The sequence below is a fragment of the Mesorhizobium sp. BR-1-1-10 genome (assembly GCF_020165595.1).
In the GTDB taxonomy this organism is placed as follows: domain Bacteria; phylum Pseudomonadota; class Alphaproteobacteria; order Rhizobiales; family Rhizobiaceae; genus Mesorhizobium; species Mesorhizobium australicum.
The window spans coordinates 32,728-47,415 of sequence record NZ_JAIUIL010000009.1; the positions used below are offsets into that span (position 1 = coordinate 32,728).

14 protein-coding genes are annotated in these 14,688 nt (G+C 62.5%); all 14 read right to left on the minus strand.

Annotated elements, in window-relative coordinates; all coding sequences use genetic code 11:
• Positions 1 to 97: 97 nt before the first annotated feature.
• On the minus strand, positions 98 to 1,561 hold the full coding sequence (locus tag LB555_RS20195) for a RimK family alpha-L-glutamate ligase (protein WP_015318565.1): 1,464 nt from the start codon (positions 1,559 to 1,561) through the stop codon (positions 98 to 100).
• Positions 1,561 to 2,658, minus strand: a complete 1,098-nt coding sequence (locus LB555_RS20200) for a peptidase C39 family protein (RefSeq protein ID WP_140663080.1) — start codon at positions 2,656 to 2,658, stop codon at positions 1,561 to 1,563. Before LB555_RS20200 ends, LB555_RS20195 begins: the two co-directional genes overlap by 1 nt.
• A gap of 208 nt (positions 2,659 to 2,866) precedes the next feature.
• Positions 2,867 to 3,658, minus strand: a complete 792-nt coding sequence (locus LB555_RS20205) for an anti-sigma factor family protein (RefSeq protein ID WP_140618479.1) — start codon at positions 3,656 to 3,658, stop codon at positions 2,867 to 2,869.
• Positions 3,655 to 4,173 (minus strand): RNA polymerase sigma factor, encoded by a 519-nt coding sequence (locus LB555_RS20210; protein WP_140618480.1) that lies wholly within the window; start codon positions 4,171 to 4,173, stop codon positions 3,655 to 3,657. Before LB555_RS20210 ends, LB555_RS20205 begins: the two co-directional genes overlap by 4 nt.
• A gap of 161 nt (positions 4,174 to 4,334) precedes the next feature.
• Entirely contained in the window at positions 4,335 to 7,082 is a 2,748-nt protein-coding gene (locus tag LB555_RS20215) for a DUF2339 domain-containing protein (protein ID WP_224683585.1), read from the minus strand.
• 82 nt (positions 7,083 to 7,164) lie between these two features.
• Positions 7,165 to 7,683 (minus strand): PaaI family thioesterase, encoded by a 519-nt coding sequence (locus LB555_RS20220; RefSeq protein WP_224683586.1) that lies wholly within the window; start codon positions 7,681 to 7,683, stop codon positions 7,165 to 7,167.
• Complete coding sequence (gene recO / locus LB555_RS20225; protein ID WP_224683587.1) at positions 7,680 to 8,456, minus strand: DNA repair protein RecO; 777 nt, start codon at positions 8,454 to 8,456, stop codon at positions 7,680 to 7,682. The genes LB555_RS20220 and recO overlap by 4 nt, the downstream gene beginning before the upstream one ends.
• Positions 8,457 to 8,589: 133 nt before the next feature.
• A complete protein-coding gene (locus LB555_RS20230) occupies positions 8,590 to 9,750 on the minus strand; it encodes a porin (RefSeq protein WP_140618485.1) in 1,161 nt (386 codons plus the stop codon).
• 743 nt (positions 9,751 to 10,493) lie between these two features.
• Positions 10,494 to 11,414 (minus strand): GTPase Era, encoded by a 921-nt coding sequence (gene era, locus LB555_RS20235; RefSeq protein ID WP_015318573.1) that lies wholly within the window; start codon positions 11,412 to 11,414, stop codon positions 10,494 to 10,496.
• Positions 11,411 to 12,127: a ribonuclease III gene (gene rnc / locus LB555_RS20240; RefSeq protein ID WP_140663269.1), complete on the minus strand. Its 717-nt coding sequence runs from the start codon at positions 12,125 to 12,127 to the stop codon at positions 11,411 to 11,413. The genes era and rnc overlap by 4 nt, the downstream gene beginning before the upstream one ends.
• Positions 12,127 to 12,876: a signal peptidase I gene (gene lepB / locus LB555_RS20245; protein ID WP_027144187.1), complete on the minus strand. Its 750-nt coding sequence runs from the start codon at positions 12,874 to 12,876 to the stop codon at positions 12,127 to 12,129. Before lepB ends, rnc begins: the two co-directional genes overlap by 1 nt.
• Positions 12,877 to 12,954: 78 nt before the next feature.
• Positions 12,955 to 13,368 carry a holo-ACP synthase gene (gene acpS / locus LB555_RS20250; protein ID WP_224683588.1) on the minus strand — a complete coding sequence of 138 codons (414 nt, stop codon included), beginning with the start codon at positions 13,366 to 13,368 and terminating at the stop codon, positions 12,955 to 12,957.
• Positions 13,365 to 13,964 (minus strand): DUF2062 domain-containing protein, encoded by a 600-nt coding sequence (locus tag LB555_RS20255; protein WP_015318577.1) that lies wholly within the window; start codon positions 13,962 to 13,964, stop codon positions 13,365 to 13,367. The genes acpS and LB555_RS20255 overlap by 4 nt, the downstream gene beginning before the upstream one ends.
• Positions 13,965 to 14,299: 335 nt before the next feature.
• Positions 14,300 to 14,680, minus strand: coding sequence for a VOC family protein (locus LB555_RS20260; RefSeq protein WP_015318578.1), 381 nt, complete (start codon positions 14,678 to 14,680; stop codon positions 14,300 to 14,302).
• Between the last annotated feature and the right edge of the window lie 8 nt (positions 14,681 to 14,688).

Genomic DNA, 14,688 nt, shown 5'->3' on the forward strand with positions numbered 1-14,688 from the left:
GGCGGCCGCGGTCGCGCGGAACCGGCGGTAGATTTCCTTGCGGTCGCAGCCGGTGAAATCCTCGATGACGATGAACTGCATATTTCCCCTCGGATGATTACCGCCCCGGCCGGTCGAGCCGCTCCAGGAACCACTGCGTCAGCCGCACCCAGACCTCGTCCTTCTCGCCGGAATCTTCCCAGCCGTGATCGAGGTTTGGATTGTCGTTGACCTCGATGACGAAGACGCCGTCCTTGGTCTCCTTGAGGTCGACGCCGTAGAGGCCGTCGCCGATGCAGCGCGCCGCCTTGACGGCGGTCTCGACGACATGGGCCGGCGTCTCCTTCAGCGTGAAGGTCTTGATGCCGCCTTGGTCGGGCTTGCCATTGGCCTTGTGGTTGACGATCTGCCAATGTTTCTTGGCCATCAGATAGTGCACGGCAAACAGCGGCTGGCCACCGAGCACGCCGACACGCCAGTCATATTCGGTCGGGATGAACTTCTGCGCGATGAGAAGGTCGGAATCCTCCAGCCACTCGGTCGCGAGCCGCGTCAGTTCCTCCAGGGTCTCGCATTTCTTGACGCCGCGCGAGAAGGACGAATCCGGAATCTTCAACACGAGTGGAAAACCCAGCGTCTGTGCGGCCAGTTCGAGGTCAGAGGTGCCGGCGATCATCACCGTCGGCGGCACCGGCACCTTGTTGTAGGCCATCAGTTCGTTGAGATAGACCTTGTTGGTGCAGCGGATCATGGACAGCGGGTCGTCGATGACCGGCATGCCTTCCTGCTGGGCGCGGCGAGCGAAGCGGTAAGTGTGGTTGGAGATCGAGGTGGTCTCGCGGATGAACAGTGCATCGTAATTCGCGAGCTTGGCCAGATCTTTTCTGGTGATCGGCTCGATTTCGACCCCCATCTTTTCGGCGATCTTGGCCCAGTAGCGCAGCGAAGAGATTTCCGAAGGCGGCAATTCCTCATGCGGATCGACCAGCGTGGCGAAGGTGTAGCGCGCCGGCGTGCGGCCCTTGGTGTCGCGCCACTCGCGGTTGGTGTAGGTCTCCAGGCACTGGATGAAGCTTTTTTCCTCGTCCTCCGTCATCCGAGCCAGGGGGTGGAAGCCGATCTTGCGGATCGAAGCCCATTCGGCGCTGTCCTTGATATGGACTTCGAGCGCCGGCGCCCGGAACCAGTCGAACAACAGCTTGGCGAAACGGTCCCAGACCTTGGACGGGCCGATGCCGAAGAAGATGCAGACCTTCGCCGGAAATACACCGCCGAGATCCTTGCGGCATTTGTTGAGCGCCAGTTCCAGTTCCGGCAAGGCGTGCTCGTAGAGCTTGCGCTCCGATAGGTCGATCATCGTCTCCACAGTCGGGATGACCTTGTGGCCGCGCGAACTCGCCAGCAGCGAGGCATAGTAGCCGCGGCTCTGATAGCCGTAGTTGTTCGACAGGTTGATGACCTTAGGCCGCTGACCGCGAAACAGCGAGGGATGCGCGAGATAGTCGCGATTGGTGATGATCTTGTGCGGCGTCGCCACCTGGTCGAGATCGCTCTGCCTGCCGGTAAGAATGACCCAGGTCATTATCTCTTTCCCAAAGTGATGGCGGCACGCAGTCCGTCGCGGCCGAACTGCGCCATGTTCATGAAGATGCCGTAAGGCACGGGAATGTTGGCGGCATCAAGGATGGTTTCCTGCCTTTCATCCTCGACCCACGGATCGTGGATCAGAATATGATCGCCATCATCGCCGATGGCCAGCACCCAGTGCGGCACCTTCTTGCCGAACATCAGGAAGCCGCTGATCAGCACCAGCACCAGTTTGCCCCCGGCGAGAGCCGCCCTGATATCGTCGATGGTGAATGGACGGTAATTCACCGGGATGCCGTAAAGTTCCGCGCGGCGGCGAAAGTCGACCTGTGCCAGTTCCATGACCCGGCGCTTGTCCTCGCTACGCACCGACTGCAGGAACAATGCGCCGTAGAAGGAAACGTAAATCTCCGCCGCAAGCCCGCTTTCGTAGCCCGAGACAGCCAGGCCGAATGGTTCGCAGCCGCCCGGTCCTGACATCATGAAGACGGTCGTCGCCTCGCGCCAGAGTCGGATTTCCATCACCGGGTCGGGCACGAAGCCACGATCGAAATTGGCCATGGCCATCATCAGGCAGCATGGACCGCAGGTGAACTCGCAGGTCTGCTGATAGAATGGCACCCTGGTGGCGACCGGAAGGTCGCCGCGCAGGGTTTTTTCATAGCGCAGTGCCGTCGCGCCGTCCTCGTAGTAACCGGGCTCGCGGCCAATCTTGCGGTAGCCGGCCTGTTCATAGATGCTGATGGCACGGCCATTGTCCTCGCGCACTTCGAGACGCAGCATCATGCGGTCGTGTTCGAAGGCTGCCTCTTCGGCCGCGGCCAGCAATTGCCGGCCTATGCCGAGCCCGCCGAAAAACGGTCCGACGGCGATCGAATAGAGCCGTGCTACCCCACTGCCCTTGCGAAACAGCACGATCGCATAACCGCCGACGCGGCCATCGATTTCGGCGACCAGCGTCTCGGCGGTCTCGCGCTCGATGAACAGGCGGAAGGAGCGGCGGGAAATGCGGTCGCTCGAGAATACAGCTTTCTCGATGGCGGCGAGGTCATCGACGTCAGACGCGCGGGCCGTGCGGATCTCGGCAGGCATGCGGCTTGAGAAAACCTCGATTGCGTTGCGGCAACGTCCCCGGTCGAAAAGCGTCGCAAACACCGGCCGAAGCGCCGGTATTCATCAAGCGCTATCGCTCCTTGATTAGGGCCGAATTGTGACACTTTCCGCGACGGCAGGGAAGCTGACAAGCTTTGAACGGAATCGCTGTTTTCATGCCAGCCGACCGCGCAAGATCGCAGCCGGCTCAGCTGGAGAGACCGGCCAGAAGCTGGCCATACGCGCTCTTGGCCACGGCCGCCAACTGCTCGCGCGGCAGCGAACCAACGACGGCACAGCCATAGCCTTTATCCAGCCAGTAGACGGCCTGCGGACCGTCCTGCGCCGAAGCATAGGTGCCCTTGGCATTCTCGGTCGATTCCGCCGTCACGAAGAGGGATATGCGCTCGCCCTTGTCGTCTTCGTAGAGCAGCATCGCGGCCTTGCTTTCCCCCGCCGGCAGCAACCGGCCGCCAACCAGTTGGAAGCCGTTCGCGCTCAGGTCCGGTGCCACCAGTTTCAGGCCGACCCGACTGGACAGCCAGGTCTGCAGATGATCCTTGTCGCTGGCCGGCACTTCCACCGCGTGCCGCTTCTCGGCGGCATAAATGACATGGGCGGCGATCGCTTGTTCGGCGAGCTGATCCTCCGCCGGATCCTCCTGCCCGATCCCTCCGATACCCGCAAAGTAGCCGCCAAATCCGCCCGTGGCGAGAAGCACGGCCGCGGCGGCGGCAAGCCACCAGCGTGAGCGTCGCACTGCTGCCTTAACAGGCGCTTCACCGAGCACCACCTTGCGCAAGCGCACTGGCACCACCTCGTCCAGCACGCCGGCGAAGGCCGAGCGCAACGCCTCCCGGTCGGCGGTGAAGCGGGCGCTCCTGGCCTTCATCTCGGGATTGGCGTCGAGCCAGGCATCGTAGGCGGCGCGCTCATCGGCCGGCAGTTCGCCGTCGAGCGCCATATGGATGTCCCGTTCGGAAAAATCGCGGCGGATCATTTCTCGACGATCCTTATGGCGCGCCGGCGCGCTGTGTCGTCCAGCAGCCCGCGCAATTCCTCACGCCCCCGCGCGATGCGCGACATCAGCGTGCCGGCGGGAACACCCAGAATGTTGGCAGCCTCGGCATAGGAAAAGCCTTCTATGGCAACCATGACGATGGCCGCGCGGCGATCGGGGCTGAGCGCCTGCAACGCGTCGATGATCTCGCGCGAAGCGATGCCCTCCAACTGTTCGGGCGGCTGGGCAACCGCCTCGCCCGCCTCCAGCGGCAGCATCGCCGCTTCGCCGCGGCGGTTCACCTTGCGCATCTGATCGATGAACAAATGATGCATGATCGTAAACAGCCACCTCCTGGGGCTTTCTCCCGTCTGCCAGTTGTCGAGCCGCAACAGCGCACGCTCGAGGCAGTCCTGAACGAGGTCGTCGGCAGCATCACGGCCGCGCAGAAGCGAGCGTGCGTAGCGGCGCAGGCGCGGTATTTCACCAAGGATTGCTGCCTTTTTTTCGTCCATGACCGCTGGTTCTGAGGTCGCCCTTGTTGATCCGATAGAACGCGCCTTCCCGGCACGGCGCAAGCAGCCAGCGCGAAGCGGTCCACCGCTCCGGTCACCCAAGCAATGAGATAACGCCGGCGGATGCCGGTTTATTCCCGCGCAGTGTTGAATTCCGACTATTATTGTTCGCCGGCCGGCAATTTCTCCTTTGCCGCCCGCGTCAGCAGCCGCTGGTAGAACAGGCCGATGCCGATCAGAACGGCGCCGAGCCCGATAAAGGACAGCGCCCTGAGCACACCTTCCAGTTCCGACATGTCGAACAGGAAGACTTTCAGGACGGCCACCGCGATCAGCGCGGCGGAGGCGATGCGCAGCACCTGCGATTTCAGCCAGACGCCGGCGGTGAGCAGCGCCACGCCGATAACCAGCCAGAGCGCCGAATAGGTATAGGTCTCCAACTGCCCAAGGCCGCTCCACATGCCGATGAACTCGCCCTTGAACAGGCGCCTGACCGAAAGCGTGGCATAGGCGAAGGCAAGCAGCGCCGCCATCAGCGCCAGCATGGCCGAATACCATTTCGGCCGCTTGCCCCTGCTATAGAGCGCCAGACCACCGGCGGCGACGGCCGGCAGGAGATAGGCGAGGAACAAGAGGTTGAAGACTGGTATCCGGCCGGTCGATTCGTCCGTGAACAACGGATTGAGCACCAGAAAATGCTGGATGACGATGAAGGCGGCCGAGAGCACGCCCACCGCCATCGAACCATAGCGCAGCACCGAGCTTGGCGAGCGCCTGTCGATGGCGATCAGGATGGCGCCGGCACCGACGGCGATCAGCGTGTAGATCGCCTGTTCGGCGAGCGTCGGCGCATCGCTGTTGATGACGCCGCCATGCATTGCGTGACGCACCAGCATGGCGAGCGTCAGCAGCGCAAACAGTGCCGCCGCCGCTTCCATGGCCAGGCGTGGACGGCCATCGGTGGTGCGGGCGAGTTGCCAGGCCGCGAAGCCGAAGGCGAGCGCCGGCACGCCGTAGCCCGGCAGCAACCAGTTGAAGACCGGCGTCGTCGCCAGGAATTCGGCGCCGACGATCGTCGGATCGAAGGCGGCGCGGCCAAGCACCGCGATGACAGCGGCGACCGAAATCCAGCCGAGCACAGGATAGGAGCGCCAGCGCGTGGCGAGCGCCGGCACGATCGCGGCGGCACCAAGCAGGATGGTGGTCCAACCGGAATCAAAAGCCATATGCAGCATCAGGAGGCCGGCGACTGCCGCGCCGCCCAAAACAAACGACACTGCGGCTCCGCCCTTGAGCGGCGGTTCCTCGGCCCGCGCGATCCACTCGCCGCCGGCGGCGAAGATCAGGACCAGCAGGGCCGCGATGGCGGCATAGACAAAGTCGCGGTCGAGATTGCCGAAGGTGAACCAGAGCGCCAGCAGGACCACCAGCGGCACGATGACACCCCATGCAGCCCAAGAGGCTGCTCGGATCCGCGCCGTGGCGGCGAAGCGGCGCGCGGCCCACAAACCAGCGGCGACGAAAACAAGACCGAGACCAATACCGATACGCAAGCTCAGCGCGTCAGCGGTGGCCAAGGGCACCCCATCAACACCCAAAGCGCCGCCCGAAAAGTCGGAAGCGATAGACGTTGGCGGGATGATGCCGAGATAGATCAGCACCGTCACCAGTCCCGCGCCATAAAGCAGTGGCAGCGCCAGTGGGCGGTAGAGCGCGACCGCTATCATCACGACAAGCAGCACCGCGCCCGGCAAAGCATCACCGGCAGCGGCGAAGACCGGGTCAACCGAGAGGCCAAGCGCCGAGAAGGCGACGAACAGTCCAGGCACGATGGATGGCCAGTCGAAAGTCCCTGCTAGTCCGGTCTCGCCGCCACGACTGCTCAGCCAGACAAGGGCAAGCACAGCCAGCGTCACAGCATCGATGAGCAGTATGGCGGAGAGGTTCGCGCCCGGTGCGTCGGTCATGTAGAGGATGGTCCAGACGCCGGTACCGAAAAAAGCGGCCGCCATCAGCGTCCTCCAGTCGCGCATGCGGGCGATCACGCCAGTGGCGGCGAGCACGATGGCCAGATAGCCGAACAACGCCCACGGATTGGGCGCCTGCGAAGCGATCAGCACCGGCGTCACCATGGCGCCGACGAGACCGATGCCGGCCAGCGCCTGGCCATGGACGAGAGCGGCGGCAATGGTCGCAACGCCGATCGCACCGAGCAGCGTGAAGGCAAGCGCGGGGCCGATAAAGCCGTAAATGCCATGGGCGGCATAGACGGTGCCGAACAGGATGAAGGCGCCGGCCGCGGTCAGGATCGCCGGAATATAGGCGCCGGCAATACCTTGCACCGGTACCTTGAAGCCGGTGCGGCGAATGAACTCGCCGCCGGCGACCAGCACCAACCCGAGCACCGCCGCCATGGTGAGCCGCACGCCGGGCCCGAAAATGCCGGCCTCGATGGTGTAGCGGATCAGGAACAAGCCGCCCAGAGCCAGCGCAATGCCGCCGACCCAGACCGCCCAACGCGTGCCGAGCGCGGTTTCGACGTCGGACTGGCGAGCGGCTTTGGCGACCGCGGCCGGCGCGACCTCTGGCGTTTTCGGTGTGATCTCGGGCGCGCTCCAAGGGCCGGGCCCTCCGGCCGGGATTTCCGCCTCCGTGGCCTGTAGCGCGGGGGCCGGCTCGCCGATTGCTGCCGGGGCGATGTCGGCAGGCGCGGCCACCGGCGCGGTGTCGGCCCTGCCCTGCGCCGCCTCCAGTTCCGACGGCTTGACCGTGGGCGATACCGCGCTCGAAAGCACGAGGCTGCGCAGTGCGCCAAGTTCACGCTCGATCAGACCGATGCGGCCCTGCTGACGCGAAATAATGACGAACAAGGCAATGATGGCGACGAGGCCGATCAGGCTCTCAAACATGGCGGTTCCCCCAAACCAGGCCAGTTTTCACTGACGCTTCATCTCACTGACATTGAAATACGGCGGCTAAACGGCTGAAAGTTCAACGTGCCGCCAGATTGGCGGCTGGAAATATCGAACATGTCTCGGTACCCAAAGCCAGCAGCTTGCCGCCGGCATCCTTCAGCGTCGCTTCCGAAACGGCAAGCGTGCGGCCCTTGTGAACCACCTTGCCTTCGCAGACAACCTCACCGGTCCTGGGCGTGATCGGCCGCGTCAGGTTCACCTTGAACTCCGCAGTGGTGTAAGCCTCGCCCTTGTCGAGCAGGGTCTGCACCGCGCACGCCAACGCTGAATCGAGCAGCGTCGCCGCCCAGCCGCCGTGAACGCCGCCCAACGGGTTGAGGTGGCGTTCGTTCGGCACGCCCCGGAACACGGCGCGACCTTCCGATACTTCGGTCAACGCGAAGCTGAGCTGGAAGGAGATCGGTGGTGCCGGGTATTTGCCGTCGACGATTCGCTGCAGCAATTCCAAGCCGGTGTATTTCAGGATGTCGGCATGAGGAATGGTGCCGAGGCCGAGCGGCGAGACCCGGCCCGGATAGAGTTCGACTTCGCTCATCGGATGATTTCTCCGGCCGCGCTCTCTCCGGCGATGGGCTTCTGCGCTGCGTGGTGCTTGCGCAGTGCGGCCAGAAAGCCGGCGCGCGCATCGGGCTGATCGATGCCGCGCGGCTCGTAGACGTGACGGGTGAAGAAGAAGCCGGTCAGGCGGAAGGCGTCCGCGATCGCCGCATGATTGGCGCGCTGGCCGGAGCCGCGCTGCAGGAAGGCGGGCAGCACCAGCATCTTGTCGTGCCACGGAGCGCCGGCCCCGCGCGACACCGCGCGTCCGGATTTAGGCGAGACATAGGCCAGATCCTGCCTCGTGCCGGTGGCGGCGCATTGGCTGAGATCGAGGCCAAAGCCGAGTTCATCAAGGATCAGAAGCTCGAAGCGCGCCACCAATTCGCCGGCGGCATCTGCGTCGTCGAGATGAACGATCATCACCGAAAGCGCCTCGTAGAGGCCGCCATGGGCATCGCGCTCGGGCAGCAGGCGCAGATGCGCCGCCATCGTCTGAAGGCCGTAGACGGCAACGGCACTGTCCATCAGCCGGGCGGCGTTCATCTCGATGGCTTCGGCCTGGAAAGTGCCCAGGTGCTCGTCGAGGCGCGCGCGCCACAAGAGATCGACACGATTGCCTGGCTGGAGAACGGGCTGCTGCTTGCGCGAGCGGCCACCGCGCACGAGGCCGAGATGGCGGCCATGGGCGCGCGTCATCACCTCGAGAATGGCGCTGGTTTCGCCATGCCTGCGGGTGCCGAGAATGATTCCCTCGTCGCGCCATTCCATATCAGGAGCTTTTCACCGATCGGGTGGCGAAATCAAGGTATGGGTCTGGCGCCTGTGCCGGCTCTCGCAACGAGGCATAAAAAAGCCGCCCGCAGCAATGTGCTGCGGGCGGTTGGTGAGGTCAGTCGATCCGTTAGAAGTTGCGCTGGAAGCGGACGATGCCGCCGACGCTGTCCTTCTTGTCGGCCTTGGACCAGTTGCCGTAGATGGATGGATTGCCGAAATTGCCGTAGTGATCCCAGTCGACTTCGGTCGTGACCGTGAAGCCCGGGACGATGGTGTATGCGACGTTCGCGGCGAGAGCATAGTTCTTGTCGTCGTCAGCCGAAGCCTGGACGTTGAACGAGGTCTTCTCGTTGAACTTGTAGGTACCGCCGCCCCAGACGGCCCAGTTGCCGCCCCACGGCTTGTACTGGCTGCGGCCATGTACGTCGATGGCATTGTGGGCGTCGTCTGTGAGGTTGTCGTCGGTGCCGTAGCCGCCCATGATGAACAGCGACAGTTCCTTGCTGACGTTGACATCCAGGCGAACCTTGCCGGCCACTTCCTCGTAGTTGCTGTCATAGGCGACAACACCGGTGATCGCGCCCCAGTCGCCCTTGTACTTCAAGCCGCCGACGACATGCGGAACATAGCTGTCGATGGTGTTGACGCCCGTGCCTTCTTCGAGCGAGACCACGCCCGTGAAGCCGCTGCCAGCGTCGAAATAGTACTGGACGACATTGGTGTCCTTGACGCCGTACGGGATGATCGTGTCCTGGATGACGTTGCCCGCGTAACCGATGAACTGGTCGTATGCAGTTTCATCCTTACCGACGCGCAGGCCACCGAGCTGTATCCAGGCGAAGTTGAGGCTGGTGGTTTTGTTGCCGGCCTGCCAGGAGGTCGAGGAGCTTCCATCATAGTCGCCCGAGGAGTTGCCGAACTGGAAGCGGGTCTCGGTGAAGGTCTTCAACGTGCCGAGTTCGGTTTCCTGGCCGGTATACGTCCTCAGCGTGAAGCGCATGTTCTTGTAGTAGGTGTCGTGGTTTCCACCGTCCATGTGATCGCCAACGTTGTTGACGCCATCCAGCGTGCCGGAATCGCCGACGCCGATGTCATAGCGGAGATAGCCGCCGATGCGCAGGCAGGTCTCGGTGCCCGGGATGTAGAAATAGCCGGCGCCGTAGACGTCGCAGATCTTGACGTATTCGGCCGGTTCCGGTTCGGCGACGACAACCGCGTCCGCGGCGCGCGCGCCGGACACCGCGATCAAAGCCGCGGCTGAGCCGAGAAGGAGGCTCTTGATGTTCATTTTCTGACCTCTCCAGTCAAGTTTGAAAAAATGGCTTCTGAATTGTGGCTGGCGGATATGTTTTCCCGCCTCACCCCCACAATGAAAAAGGCCCGCACCGCGTCCCCTTTTCGCGGCGAACATACCCACCAATCGTCCACCTTCAATGACAATTCCATAAATGCGCTGGATTCTCGCTACAGATTAAATACGTGTTGCACAAATAACACTAATGAGATCTGGCTTGAATTTAAAATGGCACAAATGGAACATCGTCATATTTTTGTAACAAATAAGTGTATCCTTCTGCATAGACCAGTTTAGTCTATGGATTGCGGTCTTTTAAACTCTAAATCTAAAATAACTCGAGAAATTTGTGATTTCTGTCCTCGTATCGCTGTCGGCGCGAAAACAACACCAGCAGCGGCTCCAGATCACGGCGCGGAAAGCCGGCCTCAGCGCGCGTCGCCGCTTCGTTGGCGGCTTGCCAAGAATCTGAGTTGGTCTCGCGCCAATCGCGGGCCGCATGGTGGAGCCCGCGCTTCGCCTTAGTCTGCTTCCCAGCACCCCGGGCGGTTCGCGGTTCGCGTAAACCGCGACGTGCTCTACAGCACGTCGCGGCGAATCGGATTCGCCGACCTGCTGTAAGCTTCTGATTTTGTCGTTGTCCCGGAACCGAGGACACTTCCGGGCGACATGCATTAGCCTCACGCCCAATGCTTGTGGTCGGCCACCGCGCGATGGCGCGCCAGGATTTTTCGGCCTTAGCGGGGGAACTCCAGCCCCATCTCGCGGTAGCGCTCGGGATCATCGCCCCAGTTCTCGCGCACTTTCACGAACAGGAACAGGTGCACCTTCTGTTCCAGTATGCCTGATATTTCCATCCGCGCGGCCTGCCCGATGGCGCGGATGGTCTCGCCCTTGTGGCCGAGCACGATCTTCTTCTGGCTGTCGCGCTCGACAAAGATGGTCTGGTCGATGCGCACCGAGCCGTCCTTTTTCTCTTCCCATTTCTCCGTTTCGATGTGCGAGGAATAGGGCAGTTCCTGATGCAGCCGGAGATAGAGTTTCTCGCGTGTGATCTCGGCTGCCAGCTGGCGCATCGGCAGGTCCGAAATCTGGTCTTCCGGATAGTACCAGGGGCCGGCCGGCAGCGCCTGCGCCAGATAGTCGAGGAGGTCCTTGCAGCCGGAACCGGTCAGCGCGGAGACCATGAAGGTGCGCTGGAACGGCACTTTCTCGTTCGCTGCCGCAGACAGGGCCAGCAGCGCCTCGTGCTTGACCCGATCAACCTTGTTGAGAATCAGCACCATCGGTTGGCGCACGTCCTTCAGCCGTTCGAGGATGGCGTCAGCATCGCCCCTGATGCCGCGCTCGGCGTCGATCAGCAGCAGGACGATATCGGCGTCCTTGGCGCCTCCCCAGGCGGTGGTCACCATCGCGGTGTCGAGCCGCCGCTTGGGCTTGAAGATGCCCGGTGTGTCGACAAAGACGATCTGCGCGTTGTCGTGCGTGGCGATGCCGCGCACGATGGCGCGTGTCGTCTGCACCTTATGGGTGACAATCGAGACCTTGGCGCCGACCAGCTGGTTGACCAGTGTCGACTTGCCCGCGTTAGGCGCGCCGATCAGCGCAACGAAGCCGGAGTGCGTGACGGGAGCGGCTGCGGTGTCTTCGGCGGTCATGCCGCGCTCCCTTTATTGGCCCACACGCCTTCGCGCACGAGAAATGCCGAAGCCGCCGCTTCTTCGGCCGCCCTGCGGGAGCCGCCGGTACCGACGGAAGGTGCAAAGCCGCTAACCTGCAAAGAAATAGTGAAGACCGGCTGATGGTCGGGCCCTTCGCGTTTTTCGATCACGTATTCGGGGCGCGCGTCACTCGTCTTGGCAATCCATTCCTGCAAATCGGATTTCGGATTACGTGGCTTCGTCACAACCGTGCTCGAACGTGGCTCCCAATAACGCAGAACGAACCGCCGCGCGGCGTCGATACCACCATCGAGATAAACTGCCGCGATTAGGGCTTCGACGGCATCAGCCAGATAATTTCCGCCGGAGCCGCGCGATCGCGTCTTCAAGGCGGCGTCGGCCCGGACCAGATTCTCCAGCTGCATCTCGATGCCGACTTCCGAGCATGTCTTTGCATCGACCAGCGCATTGAAACGGGGCGCGATTTCACCTTCCGGTGCATCAGGGAATTTCTCGAAAAGCATATCGGCGACGACAAGACCAAGCACGCGGTCGCCAAGGAATTCAAGACGCTGATTGTTGCTTGCCGCCTTGACCGCGCTGGAATGCGTCAAGGCGGTCTCAAGTAAGCGGATGTCCCTGAAAACATGGCCGGTCCTGGCCATCACCAAACCGGCCAGAGTCTCGCCTGTCGGGCGCTTCAAGGCCATCAGTTGACGAAGTGGAACAGGCGCGAAGCGCGCATCAGCGACGGCCATTTCCAGATTTCGAGCGGGCTAGCCTTGCCGGCGATCGAGAAGAAGACAAGGTTGGCGCGGCCGACCAGGTTCTCGGCCGGAACATAACCGACGGTGAAACGGCTGTCGGCGGAATTGTCCCTGTTGTCGCCCATCATGAAATAGTGGCCGGGGGGCACGTCGAATTCGCGGGTGTTGTCGCCAATCGAGTTCGGCGACAGGTCGAGCGTGTCATAGCTGACACCATCGGGCAGCGTCTCGCGATAGACGTCGATCGGATAATCCTTTTCCGTGATGTCGGGATTGTCGATCTGGCCGGTCTTGACGCGCGGCACGCCAACGCCATTGATGAAGACTTGGCCATCCTTCATCTGGATCTTGTCGCCGGGCAGGCCGATGACGCGCTTGATGTAGTCGACGGACGGATCAGGCGGGAACTTGAACACCACCACGTCGCCACGCTTGGGCTCGGAGCCCCAGATGCGGCCCGAGAAAATGTCCGGTCCAAAAGGCAGCGAATAGCGTGAATAGCCGTAGGACCATTTGGTGACGAACAGATAGTCGCCTTCCAGAAGCGTCGGCCGCATCGAGCCCGACGGGATCGAGAACGGTTGGAACAGCAGCGTGCGAATGACCAGGGCGAGCAAAAGCGCCTGGACGATGACGCTGACGGTTTCGCCAAGCCCGCCGGATTTCTTCTGAGATTTTTCAGCCACGCTCATGTCGTCCTCGATTGTGCGTTGGATGGTATAGAGTCTCGGCGCGCGCTGGGCAACGTCCATGCCGGTCGTCAGATGCAATCAATGTGGCGCTTCTTCGACCGGTAACGCCTCTATGATCACAAAGGCTTGAGCGAGCGGGAAATCATCCGTGATGGTGAGGTGGATCGCCGCCCGATGACCTTGAGGCAGGATCTTTTCCAGCCGCGCCAGCGCCCCGCCGGTCAGCGCCATCGTCGGCGCACCGCTGGGCAGGTTGACGACACCCATGTCACGCCAGAAGACCCCTTGTGCCAGACCAGTGCCCAGTGCCTTGGCGCACGCCTCCTTGGCGGCAAAGCGCTTGGCGTAGGAAGCCGCGCGGGCGCGCCGGTTCTCCGAACGCGCCTGTTCCACCTCGGTGTAGATCCTCTGGATGAAGCGCTGGCCGTGACGCACCAGCGATTTCTCGATGCGTGTGATGTCGATCAGGTCGCTGCCGATGCCGATGATCATTGGGCGGCGGAACCGACGCTTCCGCCGGGATGAGGCGAATGCTCACGGCGTCTCGCGCGCTCGGCCAGCCGCTTGCGCCGCTGTTCGCGGAAGACATTCATGCCCCAGCGCGTGATGCCGTAGAACACCAGGCCGAACACCAGCCCGAGCGGCACCGCACCGATCAGCATCGGCTCCAGGACGGGATGCCATAATTTGGCGAAGGAAAGCGTGTGCAGCATCTCGCCCAGATGCGCCGGCGGACCATGTGTCGGCAGGCGATCGTGCAGGATGAGCTTGCCGGTTTCCCAGGATGCGCCCCACAAGAGCGGAAAAGTCAGCGGATTGCCGAAGAATACGGCTCCCAGAGCGGCGGCCACCAGATTGCCGGCGATCACCCAACACAGAACGGCGGCAATGATGAAGTGGAAACCGACGGGGAAGAACGAAGCAAAGACACCCGCGGCGACGCCGGCCGCCACCGCATGCGGGGTGGCCTTCAGCCGCAGAATGCGCTTGGAGAAATATTGAAGCGAGCGCGAAAACGAACGGCGCGGCCACAGATAGGTACGCACCCGCTCGAAAAGGCCATCAGGCTTGCGGCGACGAAAAAGCACTCTCTTCCTATTCCCGACAGTTCACAGCTTACACGCCGGCTGTTTCCAGCCAGGCTTCGACCGCCACATCTTGCGCTTTACGGTCGCCAGAAGGCAATCGCGACTTTGATATAGCCATCCGCAAGCCCAACAACAACCGAAGGCCGTACGCTCAGCGTCCGCAGCGCCAGATTTTTGGTCAGATCCATCTTCTCCACATCGGACAATCGCGGCGAATTTGAGAAGTGGTTTCGGCTAATTGTCGCAGCCGGATGACCGATATGCGGCCGAGGGTTCCGGCCGGCTTCGACAAGGTCACCATCCGGGGCCGAGACGATATCCTTCCGGCGCGGTGCCTACTTCAGATATTCGCTGACCTCGACCAGATTGTCGTCGGGATCGCGGAAATAGACCGACATCATAGGTCCTCGCGCGCCGATGCGCTCAACCGGACCGACTTCGATGGCAACGCCGTCGGCCGCGAGGCCGGCCTGGATTTCGGCGAGAGGCACCGCCGACACGAGGCAGAAATCGCCAGAACCCGGCGTCGGCGTCCTCGCCTTTGGCTCGAAAGTGCGGCCGACTTCGTGCAGGTTGATCTTCTGCGAACCGAACAGAAGCGCTGTCGGCCGGTTCGGCTGATCCAGGCGCCGCATGCCAAGCACGCGCCGGTAGAAGTCGCAGGTCGCTTCAACCGAGCGGACCGTCAGCACGAAATGGTCGATGCCGGCGATCATTTCGACCT

Excerpts from the sequence above, each read along its gene's own strand:
- LB555_RS20230 (WP_140618485.1), bottom strand. The coding sequence starts at position 9,750 with ATGAACATCAAGAGCCTCCTTCTCGGCTCAGCCGCGGCTTTGATCGCG.
- LB555_RS20215 (WP_224683585.1), bottom strand. The coding sequence starts at position 7,082 with ATGTTTGAGAGCCTGATCGGCCTCGTCGCCATCATTGCCTTGTTCGTC.
- recO (WP_224683587.1), bottom strand. The coding sequence starts at position 8,456 with ATGGAATGGCGCGACGAGGGAATCATTCTCGGCACCCGCAGGCATGGC.
- LB555_RS20260 (WP_015318578.1), bottom strand. The coding sequence starts at position 14,680 with ATGATCGCCGGCATCGACCATTTCGTGCTGACGGTCCGCTCGGTTGAA.
- LB555_RS20210 (WP_140618480.1), bottom strand. The coding sequence starts at position 4,173 with ATGGACGAAAAAAAGGCAGCAATCCTTGGTGAAATACCGCGCCTGCGC.
- lepB (WP_027144187.1), bottom strand. The coding sequence starts at position 12,876 with ATGAGCGTGGCTGAAAAATCTCAGAAGAAATCCGGCGGGCTTGGCGAA.
- era (WP_015318573.1), bottom strand. The coding sequence starts at position 11,414 with ATGACCGCCGAAGACACCGCAGCCGCTCCCGTCACGCACTCCGGCTTC.
- LB555_RS20200 (WP_140663080.1), bottom strand. The coding sequence starts at position 2,658 with ATGCCTGCCGAGATCCGCACGGCCCGCGCGTCTGACGTCGATGACCTC.
- LB555_RS20205 (WP_140618479.1), bottom strand. The coding sequence starts at position 3,658 with ATGATCCGCCGCGATTTTTCCGAACGGGACATCCATATGGCGCTCGAC.
- rnc (WP_140663269.1), bottom strand. The coding sequence starts at position 12,127 with ATGGCCTTGAAGCGCCCGACAGGCGAGACTCTGGCCGGTTTGGTGATG.
- LB555_RS20195 (WP_015318565.1), bottom strand. The coding sequence starts at position 1,561 with ATGACCTGGGTCATTCTTACCGGCAGGCAGAGCGATCTCGACCAGGTG.
- acpS (WP_224683588.1), bottom strand. The coding sequence starts at position 13,368 with ATGATCATCGGCATCGGCAGCGACCTGATCGACATCACACGCATCGAG.
- LB555_RS20220 (WP_224683586.1), bottom strand. The coding sequence starts at position 7,683 with ATGAGCGAAGTCGAACTCTATCCGGGCCGGGTCTCGCCGCTCGGCCTC.